This is a genomic window from Acetobacter sp. DmW_136, assembly GCF_008690365.1.
In the GTDB taxonomy this organism is placed as follows: domain Bacteria; phylum Pseudomonadota; class Alphaproteobacteria; order Acetobacterales; family Acetobacteraceae; genus Acetobacter; species Acetobacter oryzifermentans.
The window spans coordinates 115,293-137,997 of the sequence record NZ_VHON01000037.1; the positions used below are offsets into that span (position 1 = coordinate 115,293).

Genomic DNA, 22,705 nt, shown 5'->3' on the forward strand with positions numbered 1-22,705 from the left:
GTAAAGGGGCAGGATGGTTGGGTTTGGCTTTTTTCGGCCTGTTATGCAGGCGGCAGCGCGGGGTAGGGCGCGGTGCGTGGCGCCTTGTGGCACGGTGCGCGGTGCAGCGGACTATCTTGTGCGGCGCATAGGCATGGGCCAGCGGTTTGCCCGTGCGGCGGCATGGGTGTGGCCCGGCAGTTCTGCCCAGCTTGCAGCCCGCCCCCATGCCGGATGGCGTGCAGATATAGATGGCCTGCGCGCGCTGGCTGTGGTGGGGGTGGTGGTGTACCACGTTTTTCCCGCCGTGTTGCCCGGTGGCTTTGGCGGGGTGGATGCGTTTTTGGTGATCTCCGGCTTTTTAATTAGCGGGCATCTGGTGGCGCATTTTGGGGCAGGGCGGTTTTCTGTGGCGTCATTTTTTGCGCGGCGCGTGCGCAGGCTGGCCCCGGCCTTGCTGGTGGTGCTGGCTGCCACGTTGCTGGCCGGGTGGTTGACCCTATTGCCAACCGAATTTGCCGCCGTGGGGCTGGATGCCGCAGCGGGTGCGGCATCTGTAGCCAATCTGCTGATGTGGCACGCCCAAGGCTATTTTGACCGCGCCGCCGTGCTGAAGCCGCTGCTGCATTTATGGTCTTTGGGGGTGGAGGAGCAGTTCTATCTGTTCTGGCCGCTGGTGCTGGCGGTGGGCTTTGCCGCGCGGGTGCGTGCAGGCGTGCTGGTGGGGGCCACGGGTGCGGCCTGCTTTTTATATAGTCTGGCGTGCAGCGTGTGGTGGCCGGGGGCCGGGTTTTACGCCCCTTTCAGCCGAGGCTGGGAGTTCATGCTCGGCGCAGCCCTTGCCCTGCACGGTGTGGCGCATAAGCCGGGCGATGCCACGGGGGCGGCATGGGCGCGTGGCGCAAGGGCTGGCGTGGGGGGCATGTGGGCGCGGCGTGTTGCGTTTATGCAGGCAAGCGGTGTGCGGCATGGTGCGGCGGTGCTGGGTTTGGCCTGTGTGCTGGCCGGGTTTGTGGCGCTGCGGCCGGGGGTGGGTTTTCCGGCTCCGTTTGCTGTGTTGCCCGCCGGGGGCACGGCATTGCTGATTTGGGCAGGTGCTGGCGCGTGGGTGAACCGGCATGTGCTGGCCGCGCGGCCTATGCGGGCGGTGGGGCTTATCAGTTACCCGCTATATCTGTGGCACTGGCCGCTGGTATCTTGGTTTCATATTGTGCGAGGGGCTGGGGTTATCCATAACAGCGCGGGGTTTGCGCTTATAGGCGCGGCGCTGGTGCTGGCGTGGCTTACCACCAAAGCCGTAGAAAACCCGTTGCGCGGCGGGCATTTTCGGCGGGGCAAAACGGTGGCCCTTGTGGGCGGCTTGGCGGCCATATGCGCGGCGGGGCTGGTAACGTGGCACATGGCAGGCTGGCCGGGGCGGTTTGCGCACACCCCTGCGGGCACGGATCTGTCTGCAATCAATCTGGCGGTGCGAGATGGCATTTTTGCCCCCACGCCACATATGCGCATCACGCACGTAAACGGGCTGACAGTGGCCACCCTGGGCCATGCGGGCCGCCCCGTGCTGTTTACGGGGGATAGTTTGCTGTTTCAGTGGGGGCCGCGGGTAGAGGCGCTGTTGCAGCAGGGGCGGCTTAAACACACGGTTATTTTTGTGGCAGGCCCAAGCTGTAGCCCCTTTGCGGGCGAGGTTTACGAAAAATCCTTTGCATATTGCCAGAATATGCAAAACGTGCAGCAACGTATCATTCAACAACAGAATGTGCAGGCCGTGGTTGTGGGGGCGTTCTGGCCACGCGTGCTGCTGCATACGCCGGGCGCGCAGGCCCAAAAACAGGCGGCGTTTGTGCAGGATATCCGCAGCCTTTCGGGCAACGGGGCGCGGCCTGTATGGCTGGTGCTGCCTACCCCGGCAGATGCACGCTTCAGCCCCGATAAACTGGTGGCCCGTAGCCTTGCGCATATTGGTGTGAACACCCCTTTGCTGGAGCAGGGTATTCCCACCCGGCAGCTCCGCAATGATACAGCGGCCGATACAGCTTTTGTGCAGGGCGTTGCCACGCAAGCCGGGGCAAAGGTGCTGGATGCGTGGCCCGATATTTGCGGCACCGGCCCGGCCTGTGCGGTTGTTACCCCGCCAGCCACCCCCAAATATGCCGATGACAAGCATTTAAGGCCCGGATTTGTGCAACAGCACGCCGCGTTTTTAGATGATGTGTTGGCCCGTTAAGGCGCGTTCCAGCCCAGCCAGAAATCTGGGGCATCGTTCCATTTGGCCAAGATGGGGGAAAGGTGCCTGCGGGCCTGAAAACAGCCCATGGCAAAGCCCGCCGTGCCATCGCACGAATCGCTCCGATGGTGCAGCGCGCCCTGCATCCAGAACAATGCGCCGCGTTTGCGCTCGCCACTTAAACCGGCAATCCAGCGGTTCCATACATGGCGGGCGGTCTGCCCTTCATGATACGCAATCATATCCTGCGCGGGGCTGTTGGGCATGGCCATGGCGGGTGGCAGAACGTGGTAAGGCTGTGCGCCCGGCGCAGGTGGGGCGGTGTTAAGCGCATAGGCCACCCCCGGCGGCATGCGCCTACCGGGCGGGGGTTCTGGCGGCACGGGGCCAGCCAGCAGCAGCATGGCAAAACCCGCCGCAGCAATGCCCACCAGGCTTACCAGCCCAAAACGTATGGCGCGGGTTGCATCCGATGTGTGGGAAATAGGCTCAACCGAGACAGCACGCAGCGCTTTTTCTGCTTTTTTCTGGCATCGGGCGCTGCAATACGGCGCGTGGGTGGTGGTGTGATAAATTCGGTCACACCATGCACAAGCTCTGTCCATGACCTCCCCATCACCCAATCTGTCAAGTATTTCTGTCACGCGCGGCGCACTATATCAGTGTTCGATATATTTGCCAGTCCTGATTGTGAACTGTTCTTAACTGTATGTTCACATACCGGTTTGCTTTGCTTTGACATGGCGCGTGGTCATTCCTAATTCCCAATCATCATCCCAAAAATTGTAAAAACCAAGGACATTCCCATGCCAACAGCATTGCGTAAGGCAGAGCTGGCCTGTGGTGCGGTTTTGCGTGGTGGTGGCCGCTGGTGGGTTGTGGCGCAGGTTGCGCCAACAGGGGTGCTGATGTGCCCGCTGGTATGCATGCCACGCCACCGGCATCGGGCAGATATGTGCATAGGGTGGGCGCAAGCTCTGCTATTGGGCTGCCCCGCGCAGGCCGTGCTGCGCTGCCGCCCGGTATGGCGCGGGCACGTGGCGGGGCTTTTTTGTGTGGGCAGGTTAAAGCCCCCAGCATGCCAGCGCATGGTGGCCACCCTTGTGCGGGAACTGCACCACCACCAGCACGAAACAGGCCGTCCGTTTATAGCCCGTGGCAGGGCTGGGCGTTCTGGATCTTCTTTTGTTCAGCACGGTTGGATAAGCCCCCATGCCCCGCAAGACAACAGCACCCGCGCCGGGCGCATTAGGGCCATCAGCTTTGGCCCCAATGGCGCGCCGCAAAAGGCGCAGCACAAAACCCGTAACGCCGCTGGATATCTTCACCCGCATCATGCAGGGGGATGAAAGCATAACAGACCGCCAGTTTGATGCCGCCAAAGTGGCCGCCCCCTACATGCACCCCAAACTTTCGGGCCTTGCCACAGATGCTCTGCCCCGGCGGAGCGCAGATGCCTTTACAGATGAGGAACTGGCCGCTCTGGCGCAAGAAAACGGCGGAATGGCGGAGGGGCGCAAGGATGCACCACGCGCACCCTAAAACGGCACGTACCGTACAGGCGGGCCGGGTGGCGCGGGCGGAGCTGGCGCGCAGGCATGCCGCACGCACGCATGTTTTGGATTTTGCCCGTTATACGTTGCCAGATTACAAAGCAGGCGCACATCATGCCTTGCTGGCCCGTACGTTGGAGCAGGTAGAGGCCGGGCATATTGCACGGCTTATGGTGTTTATGCCGCCCCGGCACGGTAAATCGGAGCTGACATCACGCCGCTTTCCCGCGTGGTATCTGGGGCGGCACCCCAAGCGGCAGATTATCGGGGCTTCCTACGGGGCCACGCTGGCGCAGGATTTTGGGCGCGATGTGCGCAATATTGTGGCCTCCTCCCGCTATGGGGTGTTGTTTCCCGGCACGCGGTTGGCGGCGGATAGCAGCGCGCGCGATGTATGGCACACCGCACAGGGTGGCGGTTACACCGGCATGGGTGTGGGTGGCGGCTTAACAGGGCGCGGCGCACATCTGGCTATTATAGATGACCCCGTAAAGGACAGGCAGGAAGCCGAAAGCCCCGCCCGCCGTGCCGCCGTGCTGGATTGGTACCGCGCCGTATTACGCACCCGCCTGATGCCCGGCGGCGCCATTGTGCTGGTGATGACACGCTGGAGCATGGACGATCTGGCAGGCCGCCTGCTGGACGATATGCAAAACAAAACCGGAGAGGCATGGCACGTGCTGGATTTGCCCGCTTTGGCCACGGCGCCAGATGCGCTGGGCCGCGCGCCGGGGCAGGCATTATGGCCGCAGGCGTTTGATACGGCAGAACTTGCGCGGATTCGTCAAGCCGTGGGGGAGCGGGAATGGGCGGCGCTGTATCAGCAAAACCCGGTGCCGCTTTGTGGCAATTTGTTCCATACGCATATGCTTAGCGTGCAGGAGGCCTTGCCCGCAGCATCTGGCGCGACAGTGCGCAGGTGGGATTTAGCCGCCACTCGCCAGACCGGTAGCAAAAACCCGGATTGGACGGTGGGCGTAAAAATGCACCACCTGCCAGATGGGCGCTTTGCCGTAGCGGACATAACCCGCCTGCGCGGAGACCCCGCCCAAGTGGAAGCCACCCTGTTGGCCACCGCCGCGCGTGATGGTGTGGGTGTGGAAATTGTATTGCCGCAAGACCCCGGACAAGCCGGTGTGGCGCAGGCGCGCTACCTTACCCGCCGGTTGGCCGGTTACAAAGTGCGCTGCGTGCGCGAAACAGGAGATAAAGCCACCCGCGCCGCGCCGTTTGCCGCGCAGGTGAATGCAGGCAACGTGCTGCTGCTGCGCGCCCCGTGGGTGCATGCGTTTATAGAGGAACTGGCAGCATTCCCCGCCGCCATGCATGATGACCAAGTAGATGCCGCAGCCGGTGCCTTTGCCGCGTTGGCGGAGGCGCACCCCCTGCCACGCTTTGGGCCGGATTTTTTGGCCCGGATTTAAGGGGTGTGCTGCTGGCGAAGGGCCTGCTGGCGGCGTTTTTCTTCTTCTCGCTGTTGGCGTTTGCGGGCGCGTTCTGCGGCCATGTTGGCCCCCAAATGGGCCTCGCCACGCTGTTCGGCTAAACGGGCCTGGCGTTCACGCTCTGCATGGCGGGCGCGGCGGGCCTCATCCCACTGGCCGTAGCAGTGCGGGCAGGATACGCCGGTTTCAAACTTGGGGCTGGCTTTGTCTTCCGCGGTAATGGGGGTGCGGCAGGCGTGGCACAGTTCCAGCTCTCCGGGTTTAAGGCCGTGGCCTACGGTTACGCGCTGGTCGAACACAAAACATTCCCCACGCCACAGGCTTTCTGCCTCTGGCACGGTTTCCAGATACTTTAGGATACCCCCTTGCAGATGATACACCTCGTCCAGCCCTTCGGCTTTGGCAAAGGCGGTGGATTTTTCGCACCGAATGCCACCCGTGCAGAACATGGCCACACGCGGCTTGCGGCCTTTTGCCAAAAGCTCTTTCCGGTGCTGGCGGAACCATGCGGGAAATTCCCGAAAGGTTTTAATCTGCGGGTCTATCGCGCCTTCAAACGTGCCTACGGCCACTTCGTAATCATTGCGCGTGTCTATCAGAATGGTGTCGGGGTCTTTTAACAGGGTGTTCCATTCTGCGGGCGCAACGTAGGTGCCAACAATGTGGTTGGGGTCTGTGCCCTCTACACCCATTGTGACAATTTCCTTTTTCAGCCGCACCTTCATGCGCAGGAAGGGCATTTCTGGCGCGCGGGAGAACTTGACCTCAATATCCGCGCAGCCGGGCAGGGTGCGAATATGCGCCAGCACGGCCTGAATGCCATGATCTGGGCCTGCAATGGTGCCGTTAATGCCCTCGGACGCCAAAAGCAGAATGCCCTTTACCCCGTTGGCGGTGCACACATCCTGCAACGGCCCGCGCAGATCAGCCGGGTTTGCAAATGGGGTAAACCGGTAAAGCGCTGCCACGCAAATGGGCAGGGCGGCATTATCCGTATCGGGCGTTGGGGCAGAGGGCTGGGCAGTCATGCTCGGCGGGTTCCTTGGGCTTGTTGGGTGATTGCAGATCATCCGTTCCGCGCCACGGCTTACAGCACCGCAATCAGGTTGCATTTCAATGCCGCCCATTTACCCGCCCGCAGCGGGGGCAGACAAGTTTTTTCCGCGCCGACTATGGGTTTTGGGCGGCGGAGGGGTGGGTGCGCCGTATGGGTGCATATGGGGTTGTGGCTGTGTGGTGGCTACGTTTTTTTAATTTTTAACAAGGGGCAGGGTATGCCTGGTTTGTCTTTTTCTTCCCGCGCTATGCCGGGGTGGTGGCAGCGTATGCGCGGGCGTTGTGCCCCCGTAGCCCCGCCACGGAAGGAGCCGCTGCTGCCCCAAGGGGCTTTTGCGGCAGATGTTGCCAAGGTGGCCCCGGCAGCTCCAGCGCGGGCAGATGTGTTTGCGCCGTATCGGCCCCCGCGTGGGGTGCGGGCCAATGGCAGCACCGCCCCGCTGGCTATGGATAGTGCCGCCGCACAGGGTAACCCCGGTTTGCTGGATTGGCTGCGCAATGCCGTGGCGGATGGGGTGGTGTTTCCCGGTTATGCGCGGCTGGCGGAAATGGCCCAGCGGGCGGAATATCGGCATATGGTGGACACCATTGCCACGGAGGCCACGCGCCAGTGGCTGGTGTTTACCTCCCGCACAGGGCAGGAGCAGAGCAAAGCCGCGCGCATCAGCCAGTTGGAGGCCGAATTTACCCGCCTGAATGTGCGTGATGTGCTGCGCCGCATGGCGGAAATGGATGGCCATTACGGCATGGGACTGCTGTATGTAGATACCGGGCTTTCCCCCGTGGCGGGTGGTTTGGCATCACCTTTGCTGTTGCGGCCCGAAACTTTTCGTAAAGGCAGTTTGCGGGCCTTGGTGCCGGTAGAGCCGGTTTGGACAACCCCCGCCGCGTATGAAACCACAAACCCGCTGCACCCCGCGTTTTACAGGCCGCAAAGCTGGTGGGTGCAGGGCACGCTTTTGCATGCCTCGCGCTTGTTGCGGTTTTGCGCGCGGGAGGTGCCGGATATTCTCAAACCTGCCTATAACTTCGGCGGTGTTTCCCTTACGCAAATGGCGCGGCCCTATGTAGAAAACTGGTTGCGCACGCGCCAGAGTGTTTCGGATTTGCTGAATGCGTTTTCCATTGTTGCCCTATCTACCGATATGGCGGCTTATGCGCAGGACCCCGAAGGGCTTTTGGCACGGGTGGAGGCGTTTAACCGCTTTCGTTCCAACAGGGGCACGTTTGTGCTGGATAAGGAGCGCGAAAAGCTGGAGCTTCTGGCGGCTCCGCTGGCCGGGTTGGACAAGTTGCAGGCGCAGGCGCTGGAACAAATCTGCACCGTGGCGCAACAGCCGCTGGTAAAGTTTGCCGGTATTTCGCCTTCCGGGCTCAATGCCTCGGCAGATGGAGAGATCCGGGTTTTTTATGATCGGATCAGCGCGTATCAGGAATCCTTCTTGCGCCCGAACCTGACACGCATTTTGCATATGGTGATGCTGAATGTGTGGGGCGTGGTGGATACGGACATAGATTTCACCTTCCGCCCGCTGTGGCAGATGGATGAGGCCGAACAGGCGGAAATTGACGCCAAAAAACAGGACACGCCTTAAATGAACACACCCAATACCGGGCAGGCCCGCGCCAGCCCGCACGCTATGGCTGCGCCAGATACGCAGCTTTTGGCGTTGGACAGGGCCAGCGTGCGCCGGGTGGATGCAGATGGACATTTGCACATTGCGCACTGCATTTTATCCGCTGCAACCGTTAGTCCCTATTACGGGCGGGAAATACCGGGCGCTGCGGCGCTGGGCCTGAAAGATAATGAAGTTTACAGCGTTTTTCGCCCACCCGATGCGCTTATGCGGGCCGCTCCCAGCCTGCGTGGCAAGCCGGTGCTGATGCAGCATACCCCCGTAAGTGCGCAGGATCATCCCGCCAGCATAACCGTGGGCGCGGTGGGCAGCGATGTGCACTTTACCCCACCCAACCTGACAGGCAGCTTAACAATATGGGATGCCACGGCCATTAAGGCCATAGAAAACGGGACACAGCGGGCGGTTTCTGCGGGGTATCGGTACACGGCTCTTAAGCAGGCGGGCACTTATATGGGCACGCCTTATACGCTGGTTATGGCGGATATTGCCTTTAACCATCTGGCCCTTGTAGCCCAGCCGCGCGTGCCTTCCGCCATTATTGGCGATGCCGCACCCAACCAAAACATGCCTTTAAATAACAGGAGCTTTCAGGCCATGCCTGATCAAACCCCCATTACCGTTGCAACTATGGATGCCGCCATTGCCCAGGCCGTGCAGCAGGCGGAAGAACGCGCAGTGCGCCAGATGGCGGAACTGCACACAGCCCGCGCCGCCGTGCGCCCCTTTGTGGGCGATGTTGCCATGGACAGCGCCCCCGCCATTTACGGTTTTGCCTTAAAGGAAACGGGTATTGATGTAACCAACGTGCCCGAACAGGGGCTAAAACCGCTGTTTGAAAGCTATGCCCGCATGCAGCCGCGTGCTGGTGGGGCATCCCCCATTATGGGGCAGGATGCCGCAGCCACACAGGGTTTTCGGCAGCGCTTTGGGCTGGAACGCATTGGCGTGCGCGGCTGAACCCCCTTTTTTCTTTACGCATGATACAAGGCAGGTAAATGTCTTTTCAAAATCAGGTCAATATCCAGCCAGCGCCTGCTGTGCCGGGTGATTTTGCATCTCTCAACCCCACAGCCACTTTTCCGGCGGGTGAAGGCGCATTGGTGGCGGCCGCTGGTGGGTGCACGGTGGCCGCTTTTGGCTGGGTGCAGGCCGATGGCGTAAGCGTGGCCAACATGCCGCCAAGTGGCAGCACCGCCGCGCCAGATGGCTTTGTGCATCGTGATCTTACAGCCCAGATCTCGGATTTTACGGCATCGGAAAGCATGGTTGTTCCGCAGGGCTTTCCCGTAACGCTGTTTACGGCGGGAGATTTCTGGGTGCAGGCCACCACACAGGCCACGCCGGGGCAGGCCGTTTTTGCCAGCCTGACAGATGGCACCATTAAAACTGCCGCAACGGGCAGTACCGTAAATGGCGCGGTGGCAACAGGGTTTTTTGTAGCCTCTGCCGGTGCCGTGGATGAGCTGGTTCGGATTTCTACATGGATGCACGCATAATGGTTACGTCTTACACAGAACTGGCAGAACTTAACCGCCTTGGCTTTGTGGTGCCCGATGCGCGCGGCCTGATTGGCGCAGAGCATTTGGTATCAGACAGCATGGCGCTGGATGCTCAGCCCGCGCTTTCTACCACCGCTAATGCGGGCATTCCGGCTTTTATGTCTGCCTGGGTGGATACGGGGCTGATCAAGGTGGCCTTTGCCCCCATGCGCGCCGCCGAGCTGCTGGGCGAGGTGCGTAAAGGGGATTGGGTTTCTAAAACGGCTGTATTTCCCATGCTGGAAACGGCAGGGCAGGTTTCCTCCTACGGGGATTGGAACCAGAATGGCACGGTTAGCCTTAACCCCAGCTTTCCTGAGCGCCAGTCCTACCATTATCAGGTGTTTGTGGCGTGGGGGGAGCAGGAACTGGCGCTGGCCGGGCAGGCCCGCCTGCAATGGGCCGCCAGCCTGCGAGAGGCCGCAGCACTTAAGCTGAACAAGTTTCAGAACCAGACATACTTTTTTGGTATCAGTGGTCTGAAACTGTATGGGTATTTAAATGACCCACGCCTGCCTGCCGCCATTACCCCCACCACCAAAACCGCAGGTGGCACCGCGTGGGACAACGCCACCCCGGAAGAACGGCAGGATGACGTTATTGCCCTTATCAACCAGTTGCGCAAACAAACCGCCGGGCTGGTGGATACGGATACCCCCATGGTGCTGGGCCTTGCCCCAACCCGCATGGGTTTGCTAACGCGCCGCAACAGTTTTGGCCTTTCCGCCTTAACCATGCTGCGTGAAACCTACCCCAATTTGCGCTTTGTGCAGGCCGTAGAATACGGAGATGCCGCCGCCAACGGCGTGCAGACCATGCAAATTATGGCCGACCACGTGGATGTGCAGAAAACCGCAGAAGCCGCATTTACAGAAAAACTGCGTGCCCATGCCGTGGTTACAGAAGCATCGGCATGGAAGCAGAAGCTCTCTCAAGGCACATGGGGGGCCATTATTTACATGCCCGCAGGCATTGCCACCATGACAGGCCTGTAAAACACAGCCCGCGTAACGCAAACCCTGCATAAAAACGGAAAAACACATGGCAACATCATCAACAGTTACCGTTGGGTGCAAGCTGCCCAACGGGCTTGTGCTGGAACTGGCAGGCCAGAAGCACGAACTGGCAGGCGCACGCACAGCCAAGGCGGGCGGGTATGGGCTTACCCCCGTGCCAGCAGAGTTCTGGCAGGCATGGGCGCAAAAATACGCAGGCTTTCCACCGTTGGAAGCCGGGTTGATTTTTGCGCAAACCTCGCCAGAAAAAGCTGCAGGCCAAGCCAAGGAGCAAGCCAGCCTGCGCACGGGTATGGAGCCACTTAACCCCGCAGCGCCAGCCCCCGGCATTACACCCGCATAAAGCCAAACTTTCCGTTATTTTGCAGCATGTAAAAGGATGTTTTTCATGCCGGAAAACCAGCCAATGCAAGCGGCTGCCTTATCTACTGCCTGCAACATGGCGGAAGATGGGGCCGTTGTGTTTGATGCCGTAGCTTTTAAGGCGCGCTACCCAGCCCTTGTGGCCAGCGCGGGGGCAGATGCCGCAAGCGCGTGTTTTGCACAGGCCGGGCTGTTTTTAAACAACTCGGCCACATCCCCCGTGCGCAACCCGGCCCGCCGGGCAGATTTGCTGATGCTGATTACAGCACATCTGCTTCAGCTTGGCCTTAATAGCGGGGCGTATGCCACCGGAGCGGGGGATAGTGCGCCTGCCCTTGTGGGGCGCATTACCACCGCACGCATGGGCAGCGTGCAGGTACAGGCCGATATGGGCACGGTTTCCCCCACGCAGGCGTGGTGGGTGCAAACACCTTATGGCGCAACCTTTTGGGCGGCATCTGCCTTTTTGCGTATGGGGCGCTATGTGCCGGGGTGGCCACAGAGGGTGATTTCATGGCCATGAACGCAGTGTTCAACATGGCGTTGGGGGCCACGGCGGCTTTGTTGCCATCTGTGCCCGCCATATTGCGTATCAACACGGGTTATAAAACCGCAGCAGATGGCACCACCACCCCATGCACCATAGATATTGCCGTAACCATTCGGGTTCAGCCCGTGCCTACAGATGAGCTTACGCAAACAGATGGGCAAAACCAAAGCACCATTCAGCGAGAAATCTATATGCCCGGCACAATTTGCGGGGTGGATGGTGCGCATCAGTTTGGGGGCGATGTGTTTGTGTTTGATAACGCGCACTGGCTGGTAACGGCTCAGCCCGAAGCTTGGGGTGGGCAATGGTGCCGCGTGTTGGTAACCCAACAGGTGGCGGCATGAGCACCCAAGTTGTGCAACAGCCAGATGAAGAAACGGTATTTGCCGCTTTGCGCACTTTTTTAACGGAAGTTCTGCCAGCAGGCACAACCGTTTTGCAGGCCCGGCAAAACCGCACGCCACCTCCACGCGGTATGTTGGTGTTAATGGCGCCTCTGCACCGCCAGCCTATTGGCACAGGTAGCACGCATTATGGGGCGCAAAGCTGCACCCTGTTGCGGCAGGAGCAGCTTGCCACCCAGATCAGCCTTTTTGGCACGGATGCCGCAGATGCCGCGCAAACAGTGCTCACCCTTTGGCGTGATGTATGGAGCACCACGTTTTTTACAAACCTTGTGGCACAACAGCAAGATATGCCACGCATTACCCCTTTATATGCAGATAATGCCGAGTGTCTGCCCTACATTAACGCGCAACAACAATACGAACCCCACTGGCAGCTTACCCTGCACAGCCAGCTTACTTTTTCCATCACCCTGCCAGCCGCCACAGCCACCACTGCCACAGTGCACAGCGTGGCCGCAGACAGGCTTTGAAATGCGAGTAAAACCTGCATGATCCTTCCTGTTTCTTCCCTTGTGTCTGTCACGCCGGGTGTGCTGGCGGCGGGGGGCACTACAAACCTGCTGAATGGGCTTGTATTTTCTACAAATACGGCGCTTTCTTCGGGCCTTTCCATGTTTACAACGGCGGCGGAAGTAGCAGCCACATGCGGTGCGGAAAGTATTGAAGCCAGCATGGCCAGCATTTACTTTGCGGGCTACACCAATGCGCAGGATCTGCCGCAAACGCTGTATTTTTACCAACTGCCCGCCAGCCCGGCAGATACGGATTACACCACAGCGCTTACAAATGCCGCCGCCGCCAGTGCAGATTGGTGCGCTTTTGCGTTTGCGCAGGAACCAGATGCCACAGCCAAAACGGCTATTGCCGCATGGATGCCCACAAACCCCAACCGCTACTGGGGCATTATGCAGGATAATGATGCCAGCATTTTGCAGGCAGGATCAGCCTGTTTTGGCAGAACTGTTACAGCACAGGCTACGCCGGGGCTAACGTGCCTGTGCAATACGGATGGCAACGGCACACTGGCCGCCGCCCTGTGTTTAGGCTGGGCCGCCAGCATGAACCCACAGCGCAATGCCGGGCGTACCACGCTGATGTTCCGCAACAATGGGGGCGTAACCCCGGCGGATATTACGGCCACACAAGCACAAGCATTGCTAGAAAATGGCTACAGCTTTTATGGTTCCTACAAAAGTGGAGATTCCACATTCAGTTTTCTCAATAACGGTGCAGTGTCTGGCCCGTTTGCATGGGCAGACAGTTATCTAAACCAGATCTGGATGACATCCTCCTTCCAGTCTGATCTGCTCACGCTGTTTTCTTCCGTGGGACAAATTCCTTATGCCACGCAGGGTGATACGCTGCTGGCTACCGCTGTGCAAAATACGATTGATACTGCCGTAGCTTTTGGCGCTATCCAGCCCAACGTATCGCTTTCTGCCGCGCAGGCGCAGGTGGTAAATGCACAGGCAGGGCGCAGCATTGCAGATACGCTGGCCACACGCGGGTGGTATCTGCTGCCCGGTGCTTCTACCGCATCTGCCGCTACACGGGCCAAACGTGGGCCAGTGCAGGCGCGGTTCTTTTACATGGATGGGCAGTCGGTCCAGTCTATCTCTCTGGCTACAGTAGAGGTGCAGTAAGCATGTCTGATTACGATATTACCGCCGCCAACTCGGTTTTTACCATTACGGTGCCGGGGTTATACAATACACCCATTACGCTGGAAAACTACGCCGCCGATCGTGCTTTTGAAACCACCATGCGGGATCTGGCAGAAACCTCAATGAGCATAGATGGCTATCTGAGCGCTGGTTGGATACCCACCCCTGTTCGGCAAACAATCTCTTTGGCGGCCAGCAGTGAAAGTGGCTTGGTGTTTGAGGCCATTGCCGCAGCGCAGGATGCCCAGCGCGGGCTGTATCGGCTGGGGGCGGAAATTCAACTGCCTTCCATTGGGCGCAAATATACCATGGTGCGCGGCCTTTTGCAGGCCGTGGCTGTTATGCCCAGCGCAGGCCGCGTGCTGGAAGGCCGCAGTTTTGAAATTCTGTGGGAGCGCGTGTTGCCTGCTGCCTTGTAAAAAACAGATGTTTTTAAAAAGATACAGGAAAGAGCAGGCATGAAAACCGTGGAATACACGCACCCTCTGTCGGGGGAAGACCAAGGCAAGGTATTTGTGCTGACACGCATGGATGCGTTTGCCGCAGATAGCTGGGCGCGCCACGTGTTGCAGGCTGCCATACGGGGCGGCGCGCGCGTTGGGGCGGATATGGCGCAGGCAGGCCTTGCCGGGCTTGCCGCTTTTGGGCTGGAAATTTTTGGTTTTATGGAAGAAGCCGATTTAGATGCCGCTTTGGCCCGGCTGATGCAATGCGTTAAAATGCGGCCAGATCCGCACCGGCCAGAAGTAACACGTGCTGTTATTTCCGCCGATTTTGCAGAACCCGAAACTCTGGGCATGGTGCGGGCCGAGGCTTTTAGGTTGCATGTGGGTTTTTTGCGGGCCGCCGCGCACCAGCTTTTCCCCCTAGTGGCGGCTTTGCTGGGGGAAGAGGCCGCACAGGCCCCGTTGTAAACTGTGTAAATATCTCGCCCGCTATGGCGGCGGTTGTGGCATCGGGTCTTGCATCATTACATGATCTGAAAACAATTTACGACAGCGAAGATTTTTATACGCTTGTCGAAATACTTTCTGTCCGCAACTGGAATATGGCGCATGCTCCCGCGCAGGAAAGCACCCAAACATGGCCAAAATTGTAAATACTTTGCCCCACAGCAGCGCACGTGCAACCTTGCCGTTGCTAGAACGGCTGCGCCATGTGTTGGAACGCTTTATGCAGCCCCATGCACAGGTAAAAAAGAAGGAACACAAGGGCCTTTTAGCGTTATTGCACCTTTTGCACCAGTATAGCCTAGGGGGCGTGCATATGCCTTTGGGAGCGGGGGAGCAGAAATCTGTATTTTCTGTTCCTCTCCCTGCGCTGGGGGCAGGGTCATCTGTGTTTGCGCCGACAACAGGCCGTGCAGAACGTGCTGGATATGTGGGACAAAGTGCAGATGTGCCATTTGTTTTGAGGGAAACGCAAACAGTATCACAAAGGGTTTTGCAGAATGCGGCCCCGCTCCCTTATCGTGCGGTATTGGTGGCCAGCACGGCGCAACCAAGGGCGGTAAGCGGCCTAGAGTTTACGCAGCCTTCAAAACCGTGCGGGCGTCAGCTTTATCAGGGAGTTGCGGATATTCTGGCACGCAGGCCGTTTTCTGTGTCGCCAGGCTATTTATCTGCATATTTGCCAGAGCGTTCTGGGCCTGTGGCAGGTGGTATCTCAAAGCTGGCAGCAGGCGCTGTGCGCGTGTCTGCAAGTTGGAGGGAGATGCCGGTTATTGCAGAATATTCACGGCACATACAGCACTTTCCACAATACCTACAACGCAAGAATGGTTTGCAGTCTTTTGTGTTCAGGCAAGGTGTTTCTGTTCCCCAACAGCCCGCGCGCACTGTTTTGCAAACCACGCCACGTGCTGCGGCGCCCGATGCACAAGGGCGGGTGGGGGCATTTTTGCCGTCCTCTCCTCTTATGCAGGCGGCGGTTCAGCCTGTTCTGCCTTGGGGGCAATCCGCTCCAGCACCACAGGGGCAAAGTGTTGTGCGCTCAACGGCCAGCCCGTTTGCGGAACTACCTCAACAACCTCCGCCTCTGCCGCCACGTGCGGCCATGCAGGGCCTTGGCGGGGGCGATAGCACTGCTTTGGCAGCACTTTCTACGCTTGGTTCTATTTAAAAACCCTTTTCCTGTTCAGTAAAGAGTTCTGTTATATGCCCATGTTGCCTGTCAGCCTGCCATCTGTATGGAATATTCCTGTTGCAGCGGGGGTGCCTGCCCTTATGGGGCAATCTGTTTCTGCCGGGGTGCAGGCTTCGGCATCTGTTACGGTGGGCAGTTTGCTGGATGATCTGCAAATTACGCAGGCCGCCAGCCAGTGGGGTATTTTTACACAGGATGGGCAGAGGGTTTTAACATCTGCCCATGTGCTTTCTGCCGATATGCAAAGTACGTGGCGCATTGCAGAAGCCCCGCTGGAGGGTGGTGCGTTTTTATCTTACAGCAAAGTGCGCATGTCTCGGCAGCATCGGATTGTGATGGTGTGCGATGGTTCAGAAGCCGGAATGGAGGATGCCAATGCCACCAGTCTTGCGCTGGATGTTCTGGCAGGGGCCGGGCAGGCGGGGGCTTTGTATGTGCGTGCAGGTTTTTTTGCCACGCTGGAGGCGTTGGAGGCCGATACAAACCTGTATGCCGTTATCACCCCGGAAAAGAAATACGATAGCGTTAACATTATCGGCCACCGTTGGATGAGGGAAGCCCGCCAGGGCATTACCATGCCAGTTGTAGAAATTGCCTTGCAGGAAGTGCGTATAACCGGAAGCACGCAGTTTGCCAGCACCCGCATGCCGCAGGGCCAGCAGATACAATGCGGCGGCATGGCCTATGCGGCCACCAGTTATGCAGATGCCGGAGAAATTGCATGAGCACCCCCACAACAACACTGGTGCAGGTGCCCATAAGTGCCGTGCCTGCACAGATGTTTAAGATTACACTGGCAGCACAAACACTCCAGATAGCCCTGCGCCAACGTGCTACGGGGCTGTATGCAGATATATGGTGCGCTGGCACGCGCGTGCTTTCTGGCGTGTTGTGCCAAGATCGCACATGGCTGGCACGGAATGCCGCCACCGGCCTGCCGGGTGATCTGGCGTTTATGGATACCCAAGGCACGCAGAACCCGCAAAGCACCGGGCTTGGCACGCGCTATGTGCTGTTATGGCGCAGCGGATGGCCCGCATGAGCAGCATGCTCAGCACAAAAACACCAGACTGGGCCACGCGAGATGTGCAGGTAATGTTTCGGCTGCTTAATGGCGTGTTTGGTACGGCAGATGGGGTGGATACGGTTACGCTTTCTGGTTTGCAGGTGCAGGCGGATATTTTGCAGGCCCCGTACCCAACGGGAGAAACCGTGTCTATCCGTATCACCGGCATGCCTCCAGATTTAATGAACCGCCTAAGCCTGAGCGCGCCAGATCCTGCCAACCAGAGCGCCAGCGAAGTGTTGCTCATGGTGCCCGATGGGGCCTCTGGCGCGCAGGCTTTGGTGTTTCAGGGTGGGGTTGCTTTGGCTTATGCAGATTATAGCACAGCACCAGATGTTGCTTTTGTGGTGCAGGCGTTTTCTACAGTATTGCCAAATGCGCTGCCTGCTTTGCCCACCGGGTTTAGGGGGGCGGTGCCGCTGGCGCAGGTATTGGCGCGTATTGCCGCAAAAGCCGGGCTGACATTTGAAAATAACGGGCTGAACACCGTGCTGCATGATCCGTATTTTCATGGCACACCGGGGCAGCAGATCAGCCAGTGTTTGAATACGCAACCTTTTCAGGCCGCATTGGGGCGGGGGCGTTTGGCGGCATGGCCCGCCAGAACCGGCGGAACCAGCACAACAGTGGATACATCTGCCGCTATTCAGGTTTCGGCCAGCACGGGGCTGGTGGGGTATCCCACGTGGTCTGGTGGTGGGGTGTCGTTGGACATGCTGTTTAACCCGCGCATTGGCTGTGGTGGCGTGCTGGCGTTGCAAAGCCCGTATCAGCCCGGTGGAGGGGCAACGGGGCTGTGGCAGGTTTTGCATCTTCGGCACAGTTTAAGCGCGCAAATGCCAGATGGCCCGTGGTTTACCAATGTGGTGGCGCAGGCCGTGGGATTGAAAAATTCATGACAGATCAGAGCAGTTTTACATCAGGCTTTCCGCCCAACATGCCCGCATCTGGTCAGGTGGTGTTTGATAGGGCCGGGGCGGCGGCATCGGATTACAACGCGCTGGTGGCCGTTATGCGCCGCATGTTGGTGGAGGTGCGCACCGCTATACCCGTTAAGGTGTGTGCGGTTTCTGGCGCAGGCTTGGCCCCTGTTGGGTTTGTGGATGTGCAACCTATGGTGCATCAGCAAGATGCCGCAGGCCAAACCATGCCGCATGGTGTGGTGTATAACGTGCCATATTTTCGGCTTCAGGGTGGCAGCAGCGCTGTGGTGCTAGACCCCGCGGTGGGGGATATCGGGCTGGCCGTCATGGCGGATCGGGATATTCTAAACGTAAAAACCGCCCGCACTGCTGCTCCGCCCGGCAGTTTTCGGCACAACAGTATGGCGGATGCGCTGTATTTGGGCGGTTTTTTAAATGCGGCACCCAGCCAGTATATTCAGTTCACACCTGATGGGGTGGTTATACATACGCCCGGAACTGTGGAAATATCTGCAAAATTACTCAAGATTTCAGGAGATGCCAGCATAAGTGGCAGCCTGAATGTGGGGCAGGATGTGCAGGCCGGTGGTGTTTCGCTGGTATCGCATGTGCATGGTGGCGTTATGCCCGGCAGTGGCACCACCAGCGCCCCGCAGGGTTAGGAGAAACACGTATGAAAACCTTGTTGCTAGATCGTGCAACGTGGGATCTGGTGGTGGATGCGCAGGGCAATATTGCCGTGGCGGATGTGCCCTACGCCACCGCGCAGGATGTTTCCAGCGCGGTGCGCGTGTTTAAGGGAGAATGCTGGTACAACACGGCCCTTGGCTTGCCCTATCTGGCAGGTGTTTTGGGGCGCAACCAGTCTGCCGCGCTGTTTCGGGCCGATGTTGCGCAGGCGGCCCTTGCTGTGCCCAACGTGGCGCGCGCAACCTGTGTGCTGGCCAGCCTTGGGGCAGACCGCAAGCTAAGCGGCCAGATTTATCTGACATTGGAAAACGGAAGCACAACCCTTGCCAGTTTCTGAAACCTCACTTGCCGCAGGCACAACATCCGTGCCTGCGCCCTTGCTGGATGATACCGGCTTTGTGCTGCCGCAGGAGGCAGACATGCTGGCCGGTGTTCTGGCAGATATAAACGCCGCTTTTGGCAATACGCTGAACACGGATTTATCTACCCCACAAGGACAGTTGGCCACATCGCTTACCGCCATTTTGGGCGATGCGTATGATCAAATGCTGGCTGTGTTTAACGGGGTGGACCCAGCGCGTGCTTCTGGCCGCATGCAGGATGCCATTGGCCGTATTTATTTTATGGAGCGCAAACCCGCCACGCCCACGGTGGTAACATGCCAATGCACGGGGGTGGAGGGCACGGTTATTCCGCAAGGGGCTTTGGTGGCAGATGCCGCGGGCAATACCTATGCGGCAGATGCGGCCATTACGCTGGATACCACGGGCACAGGCACGGGCACGTTTTCCTGCACCACGTTGGGGGAGGTATCCTGCCCGGCGGGCAGTGTGCGGCTGTGCCAATCTGTTGCCGGGTGGTCTGGCGTGGGCAACGCGGTGGCGGGGGTTACGGGGCGTGCGGTAGAAGGCCGTGCAGCGTTTGAAGCCCGCAGGCAGGCCGCCGTGGCTGTGAATTCCGTAGGGGCATTGGCTGCCATATTGGCGGCCGTGCAGGCGGTAGATGGCGTAACAGATGCGTATGTTGCAGATAACAGCAGCAATGTTGCAGTAACGCAAGGGGGCATAACACTTGCGCCCAATAGCCTGTATGTGTGCGTAAATGGTGGTACGGATGCCGCCGTGGCTTTGGCTATCTTGCGTAAAAAGCCACCCGGCTGTGCCTATACTGGCAGCACCAGCGTTTCTGTAACAGATACTTCTGGCACGTACACCACACCACCCAGCTATACAGTGGCGTTTGAGCGTGCCCAGCCCACGCCGCTTTATATTGTGCTTACACTGGCAGCCGGTTCTGGCGTGCCAAACACAGCAACATCTGCCGTGCAGCAAGCTGTTCTGGCGTGCTTTTTGGGGCAGGATGGTTCTGCCCGCGTGGGTATTGGCGGCACGTTATATGCCAGCCGGTTTTACGCCTGCGTGGCGGCGGTGGGCAGTTGGGCGCAGGTGGTGGATATTCGGGTGGGCACAGCGGCCAGCCCCACGGGTGTTACGGCGCAGGCAAATATCAACCAGATTTTCACGCTGGAACTGGCTGATATTGCCGTGGAGTTTGCCTGATGCAGAATGTGGGGCAAACGGTGCTTTCTCAATATGCGTGCTCGCCCAGCCTGAATGCGCTGCTAGAGGGCTGGAACCAGTGTTTAGACCCCGCGCAGAGTATAGAAAACTGGTTTGACAATCTATGGAACATAGAAACAGCCCAAGGCTACGGGTTGGATGTATGGGGCCGCATTGTTGGGGTTTCGCGCGTGTTGCGCATGGCCTCTGGCCAGTATCTGGGCTTTGCCGAGGCCAATGATCTGACAGAGCAGGGCTTTAACACCGCCCCGTGGTATGCGGGCCGTGTTGTGGTGGGTGATTTTACAAATTGCAGCCTGTCAGATGCCGGGTTTCGGCAGCTTATTTATGCCAAGGCGCTGGCCAATATTACGGATTGTTCTGTGCTTTCGCTTAACGCCATTTTGCGCACGCTGTTTGCCGGGCAGGGCGATGCGTGGGTGGAAGATAACACCAACATGAGCATGACCTACGCCTTTGGCTTTGTGCCAACAGATGTGCAGGTTTCCATTATCGAAAACGCCGGTGTGCTGCCGCGCCCCGGCGGGGTTGCGGTATCTTACAGCATCAGGGGCTGAAGACCTTATGAAACAAGCAGATATTTCCGGGCGGTTTACAACACCTATTGCGGCCTCCGCCACAGCGGCCAACTGTGCGGATATTCCCACAGCGCAAACCACGGCGGGCGATGGCTCTGCCAGCATGGCGCTGGGTTTTCCGCCCGAAACCTTTACAGAACGCGCAGCCGGTGGCGTACCCCCGCGTGGGGCGGATATGAACGGTTTTTTGAAAACGCTTTCTGCTGCCATTCAGGTTTTGCAAACAGGTTATGTTGGCCCGTTTGATGCCAGTTTTGCCGCCGCTATTGGTGGTTACCCGGCTGGGGCTGTGGTGGCGGGCAGCGTTGTGGGCACGTTTTGGGTTTCTGGGCAGGATAACAACCTGTCCACCCCCGGCGCGCAGGGTGCGGCGTGGACAAACCTGTTTAGCGGGCTGCTTACATCTGCCCAAGCCGCGCAAAGCTTTTTTCCGCTTACGGGCGGTAAAATCAGCAACGGTTATTACGATAGCACCGGCACATGGGGCGGCAGCGGCAGCAATGGCGCACCACAGGCGGGTGATATGCCGTGGGGGCCGCAGTTTATTTCTCGCTTGGGGTATAGCGCCAGCATGAAGGCGCTGTTCTGCCTGCGTGATGCGTTTGAGCAATATGCGTTTGCCAGCGTGCAGTTAACAGATGCCGCAGGCGGATGGCATGAATGGCAGTTCCGCCAGGATGGCTCCATCCGTATGCCAGATGGCGCGGTGGTGGCTACGCAAAGCTGGGCCAACGGGGTGTTTCAGCCCGCTGGCAGTTATGTGGGGCTGGGCACGTATCAGGCCGATTTTGCCACGCAGGATGGGCGTGTAATCAACCTGCCATACGGGCAGCGCATTCAGTCCTTTTCCGTTACCATTCAGGATGGAGATGCCATTACTTTTCCGCAGGCTTTTGCGGGGGGTGCCCACATCTGTGCAGTTGCAGTGCATGCAGTATGAACAACGCATGACACTTGCCATGCCCGATCAGGCCCCTACCGCCACGGGCATTGGCGCTGTGGGCGTGCGCTATGTGGTGGATGATCACGATGGCGCGGTTTCCACCCCCATAACGGTATGGGTTACAGCTATTGGGCCAAGGTAAAAAACCATGACATGTTCTTGCAATACCGCAGGCACGGCCTGTTCTGTGCTGCCTGAAGGGGCCGTGCTGGCGCCGGGGTGGCAACCCGCCCGCGCACGCGTGTTGCCGGTTATGATGGCGCCGGGGCTATGCCTGCGTGGCCAACTGGCAGAGCAGGTGGTGCAGGCATGGCCTGCCCGCAGCAGTGCAGATGCGCTGGATTATACCCTTACCCCAGCCGCATGGTTGGAAGGCACGGGGGATACGCTGGCCAGTGTGACGGCCAGCGTGCCCACTGCAACCGGGCAGGATACGGATTTGGCCGTGCTGTGGGTTACAATTATACAAGGCATGGCCTGCGTGTTTTTGGGCAGCGGCCCGCCAGATACGGTGCAGACAGTGCAGATGGTGCTGCACACCGTACAGGGGCGCAGCGTTACGGCCAGCGTGCAGCTTTACATCAGTGCAGAAAGTGCCGCCGCCGCGCCGCCACAGGTGCCCACGCTGGCAGATGGCACGCCCATACCGCCCAATGCCCTGTTGGCCCCCCAAGGCGTGCTAACCACCCCCACCGGCCAGCCCTATCTGCTGGCCTGAAGCATGCGCGTGGGAGCCAGCCTTGCTGCCCGCAAGCGGACAAGCCCACAACGCTGTGATACACCTTGGAGCAAATAGATAGCCCACCCGAACGCGGTGGGTATTTCAGGCAAAGGTATAGAAATGAAACCTAAATCACAGCAACAGGCCGATTCATTTGTGAACAGATTTAACGAGAACGTGGCTGTTAAAATGACAGTCATGTTCGGCAGTATCTGGTGCGTGTATGTGTTTTTCCTGTTTTCTCTGGTGCCAGCGGTTGTGCCCCAGTGGCAGAACACGCTGCTATATATCAGCAACTGTATCCAGCTTGTGGCGCTGCCCGCGCTTATGGTGGGTAATGCGGTGCTAAGCCGTGGGGCAGACCGGCGCGCAGCAGAAGACCATCAGGCCCTGCTGGAAATTCTGGGAGATGTGCGGGAGGAACTGGCAGATCTGAAAGACAAGACAGCCGGTTTGGCGCGCTCTGCCAACGAGGCATTGCAACGCCCCGAACTTACAGACGTTTCCATTTCGGATCAGACGATCGTGAATATGGATGAGGCCGGGCAGCCGCAGAATAACGCCTGATCTGGCATCCGGTTTTGCGGTTTTCTGGTTTGCGCCCGTCATCAGCCTGTT

Annotated in this window: 30 protein-coding genes; 28 read left to right on the forward strand and 2 right to left on the reverse strand. The window is 58.9% G+C overall.

Annotation, left to right across the window (positions count from 1 at the left end; translation table 11 throughout):
- The first annotated feature begins 13 nt into the window (after positions 1-13).
- A complete protein-coding gene (locus FKW31_RS12570) occupies positions 14-2,209 on the forward strand; it encodes an acyltransferase family protein (RefSeq protein WP_150178700.1) in 2,196 nt (731 codons plus the stop codon).
- Here the strand turns inward: FKW31_RS12570 and FKW31_RS12575 are convergent.
- A complete protein-coding gene (locus FKW31_RS12575) occupies positions 2,206-2,853 on the reverse strand; it encodes a hypothetical protein (protein WP_150178701.1) in 648 nt (215 codons plus the stop codon). The genes FKW31_RS12570 and FKW31_RS12575 overlap by 4 nt on opposite strands.
- Before the next feature lie 162 nt (positions 2,854-3,015).
- Here FKW31_RS12575 and FKW31_RS12580 point away from each other — a divergent pair, with 162 nt between their 5' ends.
- Genes FKW31_RS12580 through terL form a run of 3 tightly spaced genes read left to right on the forward strand, consistent with a single transcriptional unit; the run spans position 3,016 to position 5,186 of the window.
- Complete coding sequence (locus tag FKW31_RS12580) at positions 3,016-3,558, forward strand: hypothetical protein (RefSeq protein WP_150178702.1); 543 nt, start codon at positions 3,016-3,018, stop codon at positions 3,556-3,558.
- The gene (locus tag FKW31_RS12585) at positions 3,545-3,751 is read left to right on the forward strand and encodes a hypothetical protein (protein WP_035354212.1); all 207 of its coding nucleotides are present in this window, start codon (positions 3,545-3,547) and stop codon (positions 3,749-3,751) included. The genes FKW31_RS12580 and FKW31_RS12585 overlap by 14 nt, the downstream gene beginning before the upstream one ends.
- Complete coding sequence (gene terL, locus FKW31_RS12590) at positions 3,732-5,186, forward strand: phage terminase large subunit (RefSeq protein WP_150178703.1); 1,455 nt, start codon at positions 3,732-3,734, stop codon at positions 5,184-5,186. Before FKW31_RS12585 ends, terL begins: the two co-directional genes overlap by 20 nt.
- Here terL and FKW31_RS12595 read toward each other — a convergent pair.
- Entirely contained in the window at positions 5,183-6,334 is a 1,152-nt protein-coding gene (locus tag FKW31_RS12595; RefSeq protein WP_170315328.1) for a rhodanese-related sulfurtransferase, read from the reverse strand. The genes terL and FKW31_RS12595 overlap by 4 nt on opposite strands.
- A gap of 147 nt (positions 6,335-6,481) precedes the next feature.
- On the opposite strand from FKW31_RS12595, the gene FKW31_RS12605 reads away from it, so the two are divergent.
- The 24 genes from FKW31_RS12605 to FKW31_RS12710 all read left to right on the forward strand — a co-directional run bounded on the left by FKW31_RS12605 (position 6,482) and on the right by FKW31_RS12710 (position 22,654).
- Positions 6,482-7,858: a DUF1073 domain-containing protein gene (locus FKW31_RS12605; protein ID WP_150178705.1), complete on the forward strand. Its 1,377-nt coding sequence runs from the start codon at positions 6,482-6,484 to the stop codon at positions 7,856-7,858.
- The gene (locus tag FKW31_RS12610; protein ID WP_150178706.1) at positions 7,859-8,860 is read left to right on the forward strand and encodes a DUF2213 domain-containing protein; all 1,002 of its coding nucleotides are present in this window, start codon (positions 7,859-7,861) and stop codon (positions 8,858-8,860) included.
- Between the two features lie 38 nt (positions 8,861-8,898).
- Positions 8,899-9,399 (forward strand): hypothetical protein, encoded by a 501-nt coding sequence (locus FKW31_RS12615; RefSeq protein ID WP_150178707.1) that lies wholly within the window; start codon positions 8,899-8,901, stop codon positions 9,397-9,399.
- Positions 9,399-10,436 (forward strand): major capsid family protein, encoded by a 1,038-nt coding sequence (locus FKW31_RS12620; RefSeq protein ID WP_035354206.1) that lies wholly within the window; start codon positions 9,399-9,401, stop codon positions 10,434-10,436. The genes FKW31_RS12615 and FKW31_RS12620 overlap by 1 nt, the downstream gene beginning before the upstream one ends.
- Positions 10,437-10,482: 46 nt before the next feature.
- Entirely contained in the window at positions 10,483-10,800 is a 318-nt protein-coding gene (locus FKW31_RS12625) for a hypothetical protein (RefSeq protein ID WP_006117074.1), read from the forward strand.
- Positions 10,801-10,836: 36 nt separating this feature from the next.
- On the forward strand, positions 10,837-11,343 hold the full coding sequence (locus FKW31_RS12630) for a DUF4054 domain-containing protein (RefSeq protein ID WP_150178708.1): 507 nt from the start codon (positions 10,837-10,839) through the stop codon (positions 11,341-11,343).
- Positions 11,334-11,714 carry a hypothetical protein gene (locus tag FKW31_RS12635; protein ID WP_150178709.1) on the forward strand — a complete coding sequence of 127 codons (381 nt, stop codon included), beginning with the start codon at positions 11,334-11,336 and terminating at the stop codon, positions 11,712-11,714. The genes FKW31_RS12630 and FKW31_RS12635 overlap by 10 nt, the downstream gene beginning before the upstream one ends.
- Complete coding sequence (locus FKW31_RS12640) at positions 11,711-12,247, forward strand: LIC_12616 family protein (protein ID WP_193562078.1); 537 nt, start codon at positions 11,711-11,713, stop codon at positions 12,245-12,247. The genes FKW31_RS12635 and FKW31_RS12640 overlap by 4 nt, the downstream gene beginning before the upstream one ends.
- Positions 12,248-12,265: 18 nt before the next feature.
- Positions 12,266-13,420 carry a DUF3383 family protein gene (locus tag FKW31_RS12645; RefSeq protein ID WP_150178711.1) on the forward strand — a complete coding sequence of 385 codons (1,155 nt, stop codon included), beginning with the start codon at positions 12,266-12,268 and terminating at the stop codon, positions 13,418-13,420.
- A gap of 2 nt (positions 13,421-13,422) precedes the next feature.
- Entirely contained in the window at positions 13,423-13,860 is a 438-nt protein-coding gene (locus tag FKW31_RS12650; protein WP_006117079.1) for a phage tail fiber protein, read from the forward strand.
- Between the two features lie 39 nt (positions 13,861-13,899).
- Positions 13,900-14,355 (forward strand): hypothetical protein, encoded by a 456-nt coding sequence (locus tag FKW31_RS12655; RefSeq protein WP_150178712.1) that lies wholly within the window; start codon positions 13,900-13,902, stop codon positions 14,353-14,355.
- 35 nt (positions 14,356-14,390) lie between these two features.
- Positions 14,391-14,540, forward strand: a complete 150-nt coding sequence (locus tag FKW31_RS16070) for a hypothetical protein (RefSeq protein ID WP_166443406.1) — start codon at positions 14,391-14,393, stop codon at positions 14,538-14,540.
- Entirely contained in the window at positions 14,525-15,562 is a 1,038-nt protein-coding gene (locus tag FKW31_RS12660; RefSeq protein ID WP_150178713.1) for a hypothetical protein, read from the forward strand. The genes FKW31_RS16070 and FKW31_RS12660 overlap by 16 nt, the downstream gene beginning before the upstream one ends.
- A 35-nt stretch (positions 15,563-15,597) precedes the next feature.
- Positions 15,598-16,311 carry a hypothetical protein gene (locus FKW31_RS12665; protein WP_089178664.1) on the forward strand — a complete coding sequence of 238 codons (714 nt, stop codon included), beginning with the start codon at positions 15,598-15,600 and terminating at the stop codon, positions 16,309-16,311.
- Entirely contained in the window at positions 16,308-16,628 is a 321-nt protein-coding gene (locus FKW31_RS12670; RefSeq protein WP_006117084.1) for a phage baseplate plug protein, read from the forward strand. The genes FKW31_RS12665 and FKW31_RS12670 overlap by 4 nt, the downstream gene beginning before the upstream one ends.
- Positions 16,625-17,551, forward strand: coding sequence for a baseplate hub protein (locus FKW31_RS12675; RefSeq protein WP_150178714.1), 927 nt, complete (start codon positions 16,625-16,627; stop codon positions 17,549-17,551). The genes FKW31_RS12670 and FKW31_RS12675 overlap by 4 nt, the downstream gene beginning before the upstream one ends.
- The gene (locus FKW31_RS12680; RefSeq protein WP_150178715.1) at positions 17,548-18,237 is read left to right on the forward strand and encodes a Gp138 family membrane-puncturing spike protein; all 690 of its coding nucleotides are present in this window, start codon (positions 17,548-17,550) and stop codon (positions 18,235-18,237) included. Before FKW31_RS12675 ends, FKW31_RS12680 begins: the two co-directional genes overlap by 4 nt.
- Before the next feature lie 11 nt (positions 18,238-18,248).
- On the forward strand, positions 18,249-18,602 hold the full coding sequence (locus FKW31_RS12685; RefSeq protein WP_006117087.1) for a hypothetical protein: 354 nt from the start codon (positions 18,249-18,251) through the stop codon (positions 18,600-18,602).
- Positions 18,603-18,630: 28 nt separating this feature from the next.
- Positions 18,631-19,824, forward strand: a complete 1,194-nt coding sequence (locus FKW31_RS12690; RefSeq protein ID WP_193562082.1) for a baseplate J/gp47 family protein — start codon at positions 18,631-18,633, stop codon at positions 19,822-19,824.
- Positions 19,824-20,402: a DUF2612 domain-containing protein gene (locus tag FKW31_RS12695; RefSeq protein WP_150178716.1), complete on the forward strand. Its 579-nt coding sequence runs from the start codon at positions 19,824-19,826 to the stop codon at positions 20,400-20,402. Before FKW31_RS12690 ends, FKW31_RS12695 begins: the two co-directional genes overlap by 1 nt.
- Positions 20,403-20,409: 7 nt before the next feature.
- Positions 20,410-21,363: a phage tail protein gene (locus FKW31_RS12700; protein WP_238332833.1), complete on the forward strand. Its 954-nt coding sequence runs from the start codon at positions 20,410-20,412 to the stop codon at positions 21,361-21,363.
- Positions 21,353-21,508 (forward strand): hypothetical protein, encoded by a 156-nt coding sequence (locus FKW31_RS16460; RefSeq protein WP_238332834.1) that lies wholly within the window; start codon positions 21,353-21,355, stop codon positions 21,506-21,508. Before FKW31_RS12700 ends, FKW31_RS16460 begins: the two co-directional genes overlap by 11 nt.
- Before the next feature lie 6 nt (positions 21,509-21,514).
- Positions 21,515-22,084 carry a hypothetical protein gene (locus FKW31_RS12705; protein ID WP_006117091.1) on the forward strand — a complete coding sequence of 190 codons (570 nt, stop codon included), beginning with the start codon at positions 21,515-21,517 and terminating at the stop codon, positions 22,082-22,084.
- A gap of 123 nt (positions 22,085-22,207) precedes the next feature.
- A complete protein-coding gene (locus FKW31_RS12710; RefSeq protein ID WP_150178717.1) occupies positions 22,208-22,654 on the forward strand; it encodes a hypothetical protein in 447 nt (148 codons plus the stop codon).
- Positions 22,655-22,705 lie beyond the last annotated feature (51 nt).

What these genes read in the sequence shown, in the direction of transcription:
- FKW31_RS12635 (WP_150178709.1), top strand. Translation starts at nt 11,334, where the DNA reads ATGGCCATGAACGCAGTGTTCAACATGGCGTTGGGGGCCACGGCGGCT.
- FKW31_RS12580 (WP_150178702.1), top strand. Translation starts at nt 3,016, where the DNA reads ATGCCAACAGCATTGCGTAAGGCAGAGCTGGCCTGTGGTGCGGTTTTG.
- FKW31_RS12595 (WP_170315328.1), bottom strand. Translation starts at nt 6,334, where the DNA reads ATGGGCGGCATTGAAATGCAACCTGATTGCGGTGCTGTAAGCCGTGGC.
- FKW31_RS12670 (WP_006117084.1), top strand. Translation starts at nt 16,308, where the DNA reads ATGAGCACCCCCACAACAACACTGGTGCAGGTGCCCATAAGTGCCGTG.
- FKW31_RS12615 (WP_150178707.1), top strand. Translation starts at nt 8,899, where the DNA reads ATGTCTTTTCAAAATCAGGTCAATATCCAGCCAGCGCCTGCTGTGCCG.
- FKW31_RS12705 (WP_006117091.1), top strand. Translation starts at nt 21,515, where the DNA reads ATGACATGTTCTTGCAATACCGCAGGCACGGCCTGTTCTGTGCTGCCT.
- FKW31_RS12630 (WP_150178708.1), top strand. Translation starts at nt 10,837, where the DNA reads ATGTTTTTCATGCCGGAAAACCAGCCAATGCAAGCGGCTGCCTTATCT.
- FKW31_RS12685 (WP_006117087.1), top strand. Translation starts at nt 18,249, where the DNA reads ATGAAAACCTTGTTGCTAGATCGTGCAACGTGGGATCTGGTGGTGGAT.
- FKW31_RS12695 (WP_150178716.1), top strand. Translation starts at nt 19,824, where the DNA reads ATGCAGAATGTGGGGCAAACGGTGCTTTCTCAATATGCGTGCTCGCCC.
- FKW31_RS12680 (WP_150178715.1), top strand. Translation starts at nt 17,548, where the DNA reads ATGACAGATCAGAGCAGTTTTACATCAGGCTTTCCGCCCAACATGCCC.
- FKW31_RS16460 (WP_238332834.1), top strand. Translation starts at nt 21,353, where the DNA reads ATGCAGTATGAACAACGCATGACACTTGCCATGCCCGATCAGGCCCCT.
- FKW31_RS12650 (WP_006117079.1), top strand. Translation starts at nt 13,423, where the DNA reads ATGTCTGATTACGATATTACCGCCGCCAACTCGGTTTTTACCATTACG.
- terL (WP_150178703.1), top strand. Translation starts at nt 3,732, where the DNA reads ATGCACCACGCGCACCCTAAAACGGCACGTACCGTACAGGCGGGCCGG.
- FKW31_RS12640 (WP_193562078.1), top strand. Translation starts at nt 11,711, where the DNA reads ATGAGCACCCAAGTTGTGCAACAGCCAGATGAAGAAACGGTATTTGCC.
- FKW31_RS12645 (WP_150178711.1), top strand. Translation starts at nt 12,266, where the DNA reads ATGATCCTTCCTGTTTCTTCCCTTGTGTCTGTCACGCCGGGTGTGCTG.
- FKW31_RS12585 (WP_035354212.1), top strand. Translation starts at nt 3,545, where the DNA reads ATGCAGGGGGATGAAAGCATAACAGACCGCCAGTTTGATGCCGCCAAA.
- FKW31_RS12710 (WP_150178717.1), top strand. Translation starts at nt 22,208, where the DNA reads ATGAAACCTAAATCACAGCAACAGGCCGATTCATTTGTGAACAGATTT.
- FKW31_RS12570 (WP_150178700.1), top strand. Translation starts at nt 14, where the DNA reads ATGGTTGGGTTTGGCTTTTTTCGGCCTGTTATGCAGGCGGCAGCGCGG.
- FKW31_RS12655 (WP_150178712.1), top strand. Translation starts at nt 13,900, where the DNA reads ATGAAAACCGTGGAATACACGCACCCTCTGTCGGGGGAAGACCAAGGC.
- FKW31_RS12625 (WP_006117074.1), top strand. Translation starts at nt 10,483, where the DNA reads ATGGCAACATCATCAACAGTTACCGTTGGGTGCAAGCTGCCCAACGGG.
- FKW31_RS12675 (WP_150178714.1), top strand. Translation starts at nt 16,625, where the DNA reads ATGAGCAGCATGCTCAGCACAAAAACACCAGACTGGGCCACGCGAGAT.
- FKW31_RS12700 (WP_238332833.1), top strand. Translation starts at nt 20,410, where the DNA reads ATGAAACAAGCAGATATTTCCGGGCGGTTTACAACACCTATTGCGGCC.
- FKW31_RS12610 (WP_150178706.1), top strand. Translation starts at nt 7,859, where the DNA reads ATGAACACACCCAATACCGGGCAGGCCCGCGCCAGCCCGCACGCTATG.
- FKW31_RS12660 (WP_150178713.1), top strand. Translation starts at nt 14,525, where the DNA reads ATGGCCAAAATTGTAAATACTTTGCCCCACAGCAGCGCACGTGCAACC.
- FKW31_RS12620 (WP_035354206.1), top strand. Translation starts at nt 9,399, where the DNA reads ATGGTTACGTCTTACACAGAACTGGCAGAACTTAACCGCCTTGGCTTT.
- FKW31_RS12605 (WP_150178705.1), top strand. Translation starts at nt 6,482, where the DNA reads ATGCCTGGTTTGTCTTTTTCTTCCCGCGCTATGCCGGGGTGGTGGCAG.
- FKW31_RS12665 (WP_089178664.1), top strand. Translation starts at nt 15,598, where the DNA reads ATGCCCATGTTGCCTGTCAGCCTGCCATCTGTATGGAATATTCCTGTT.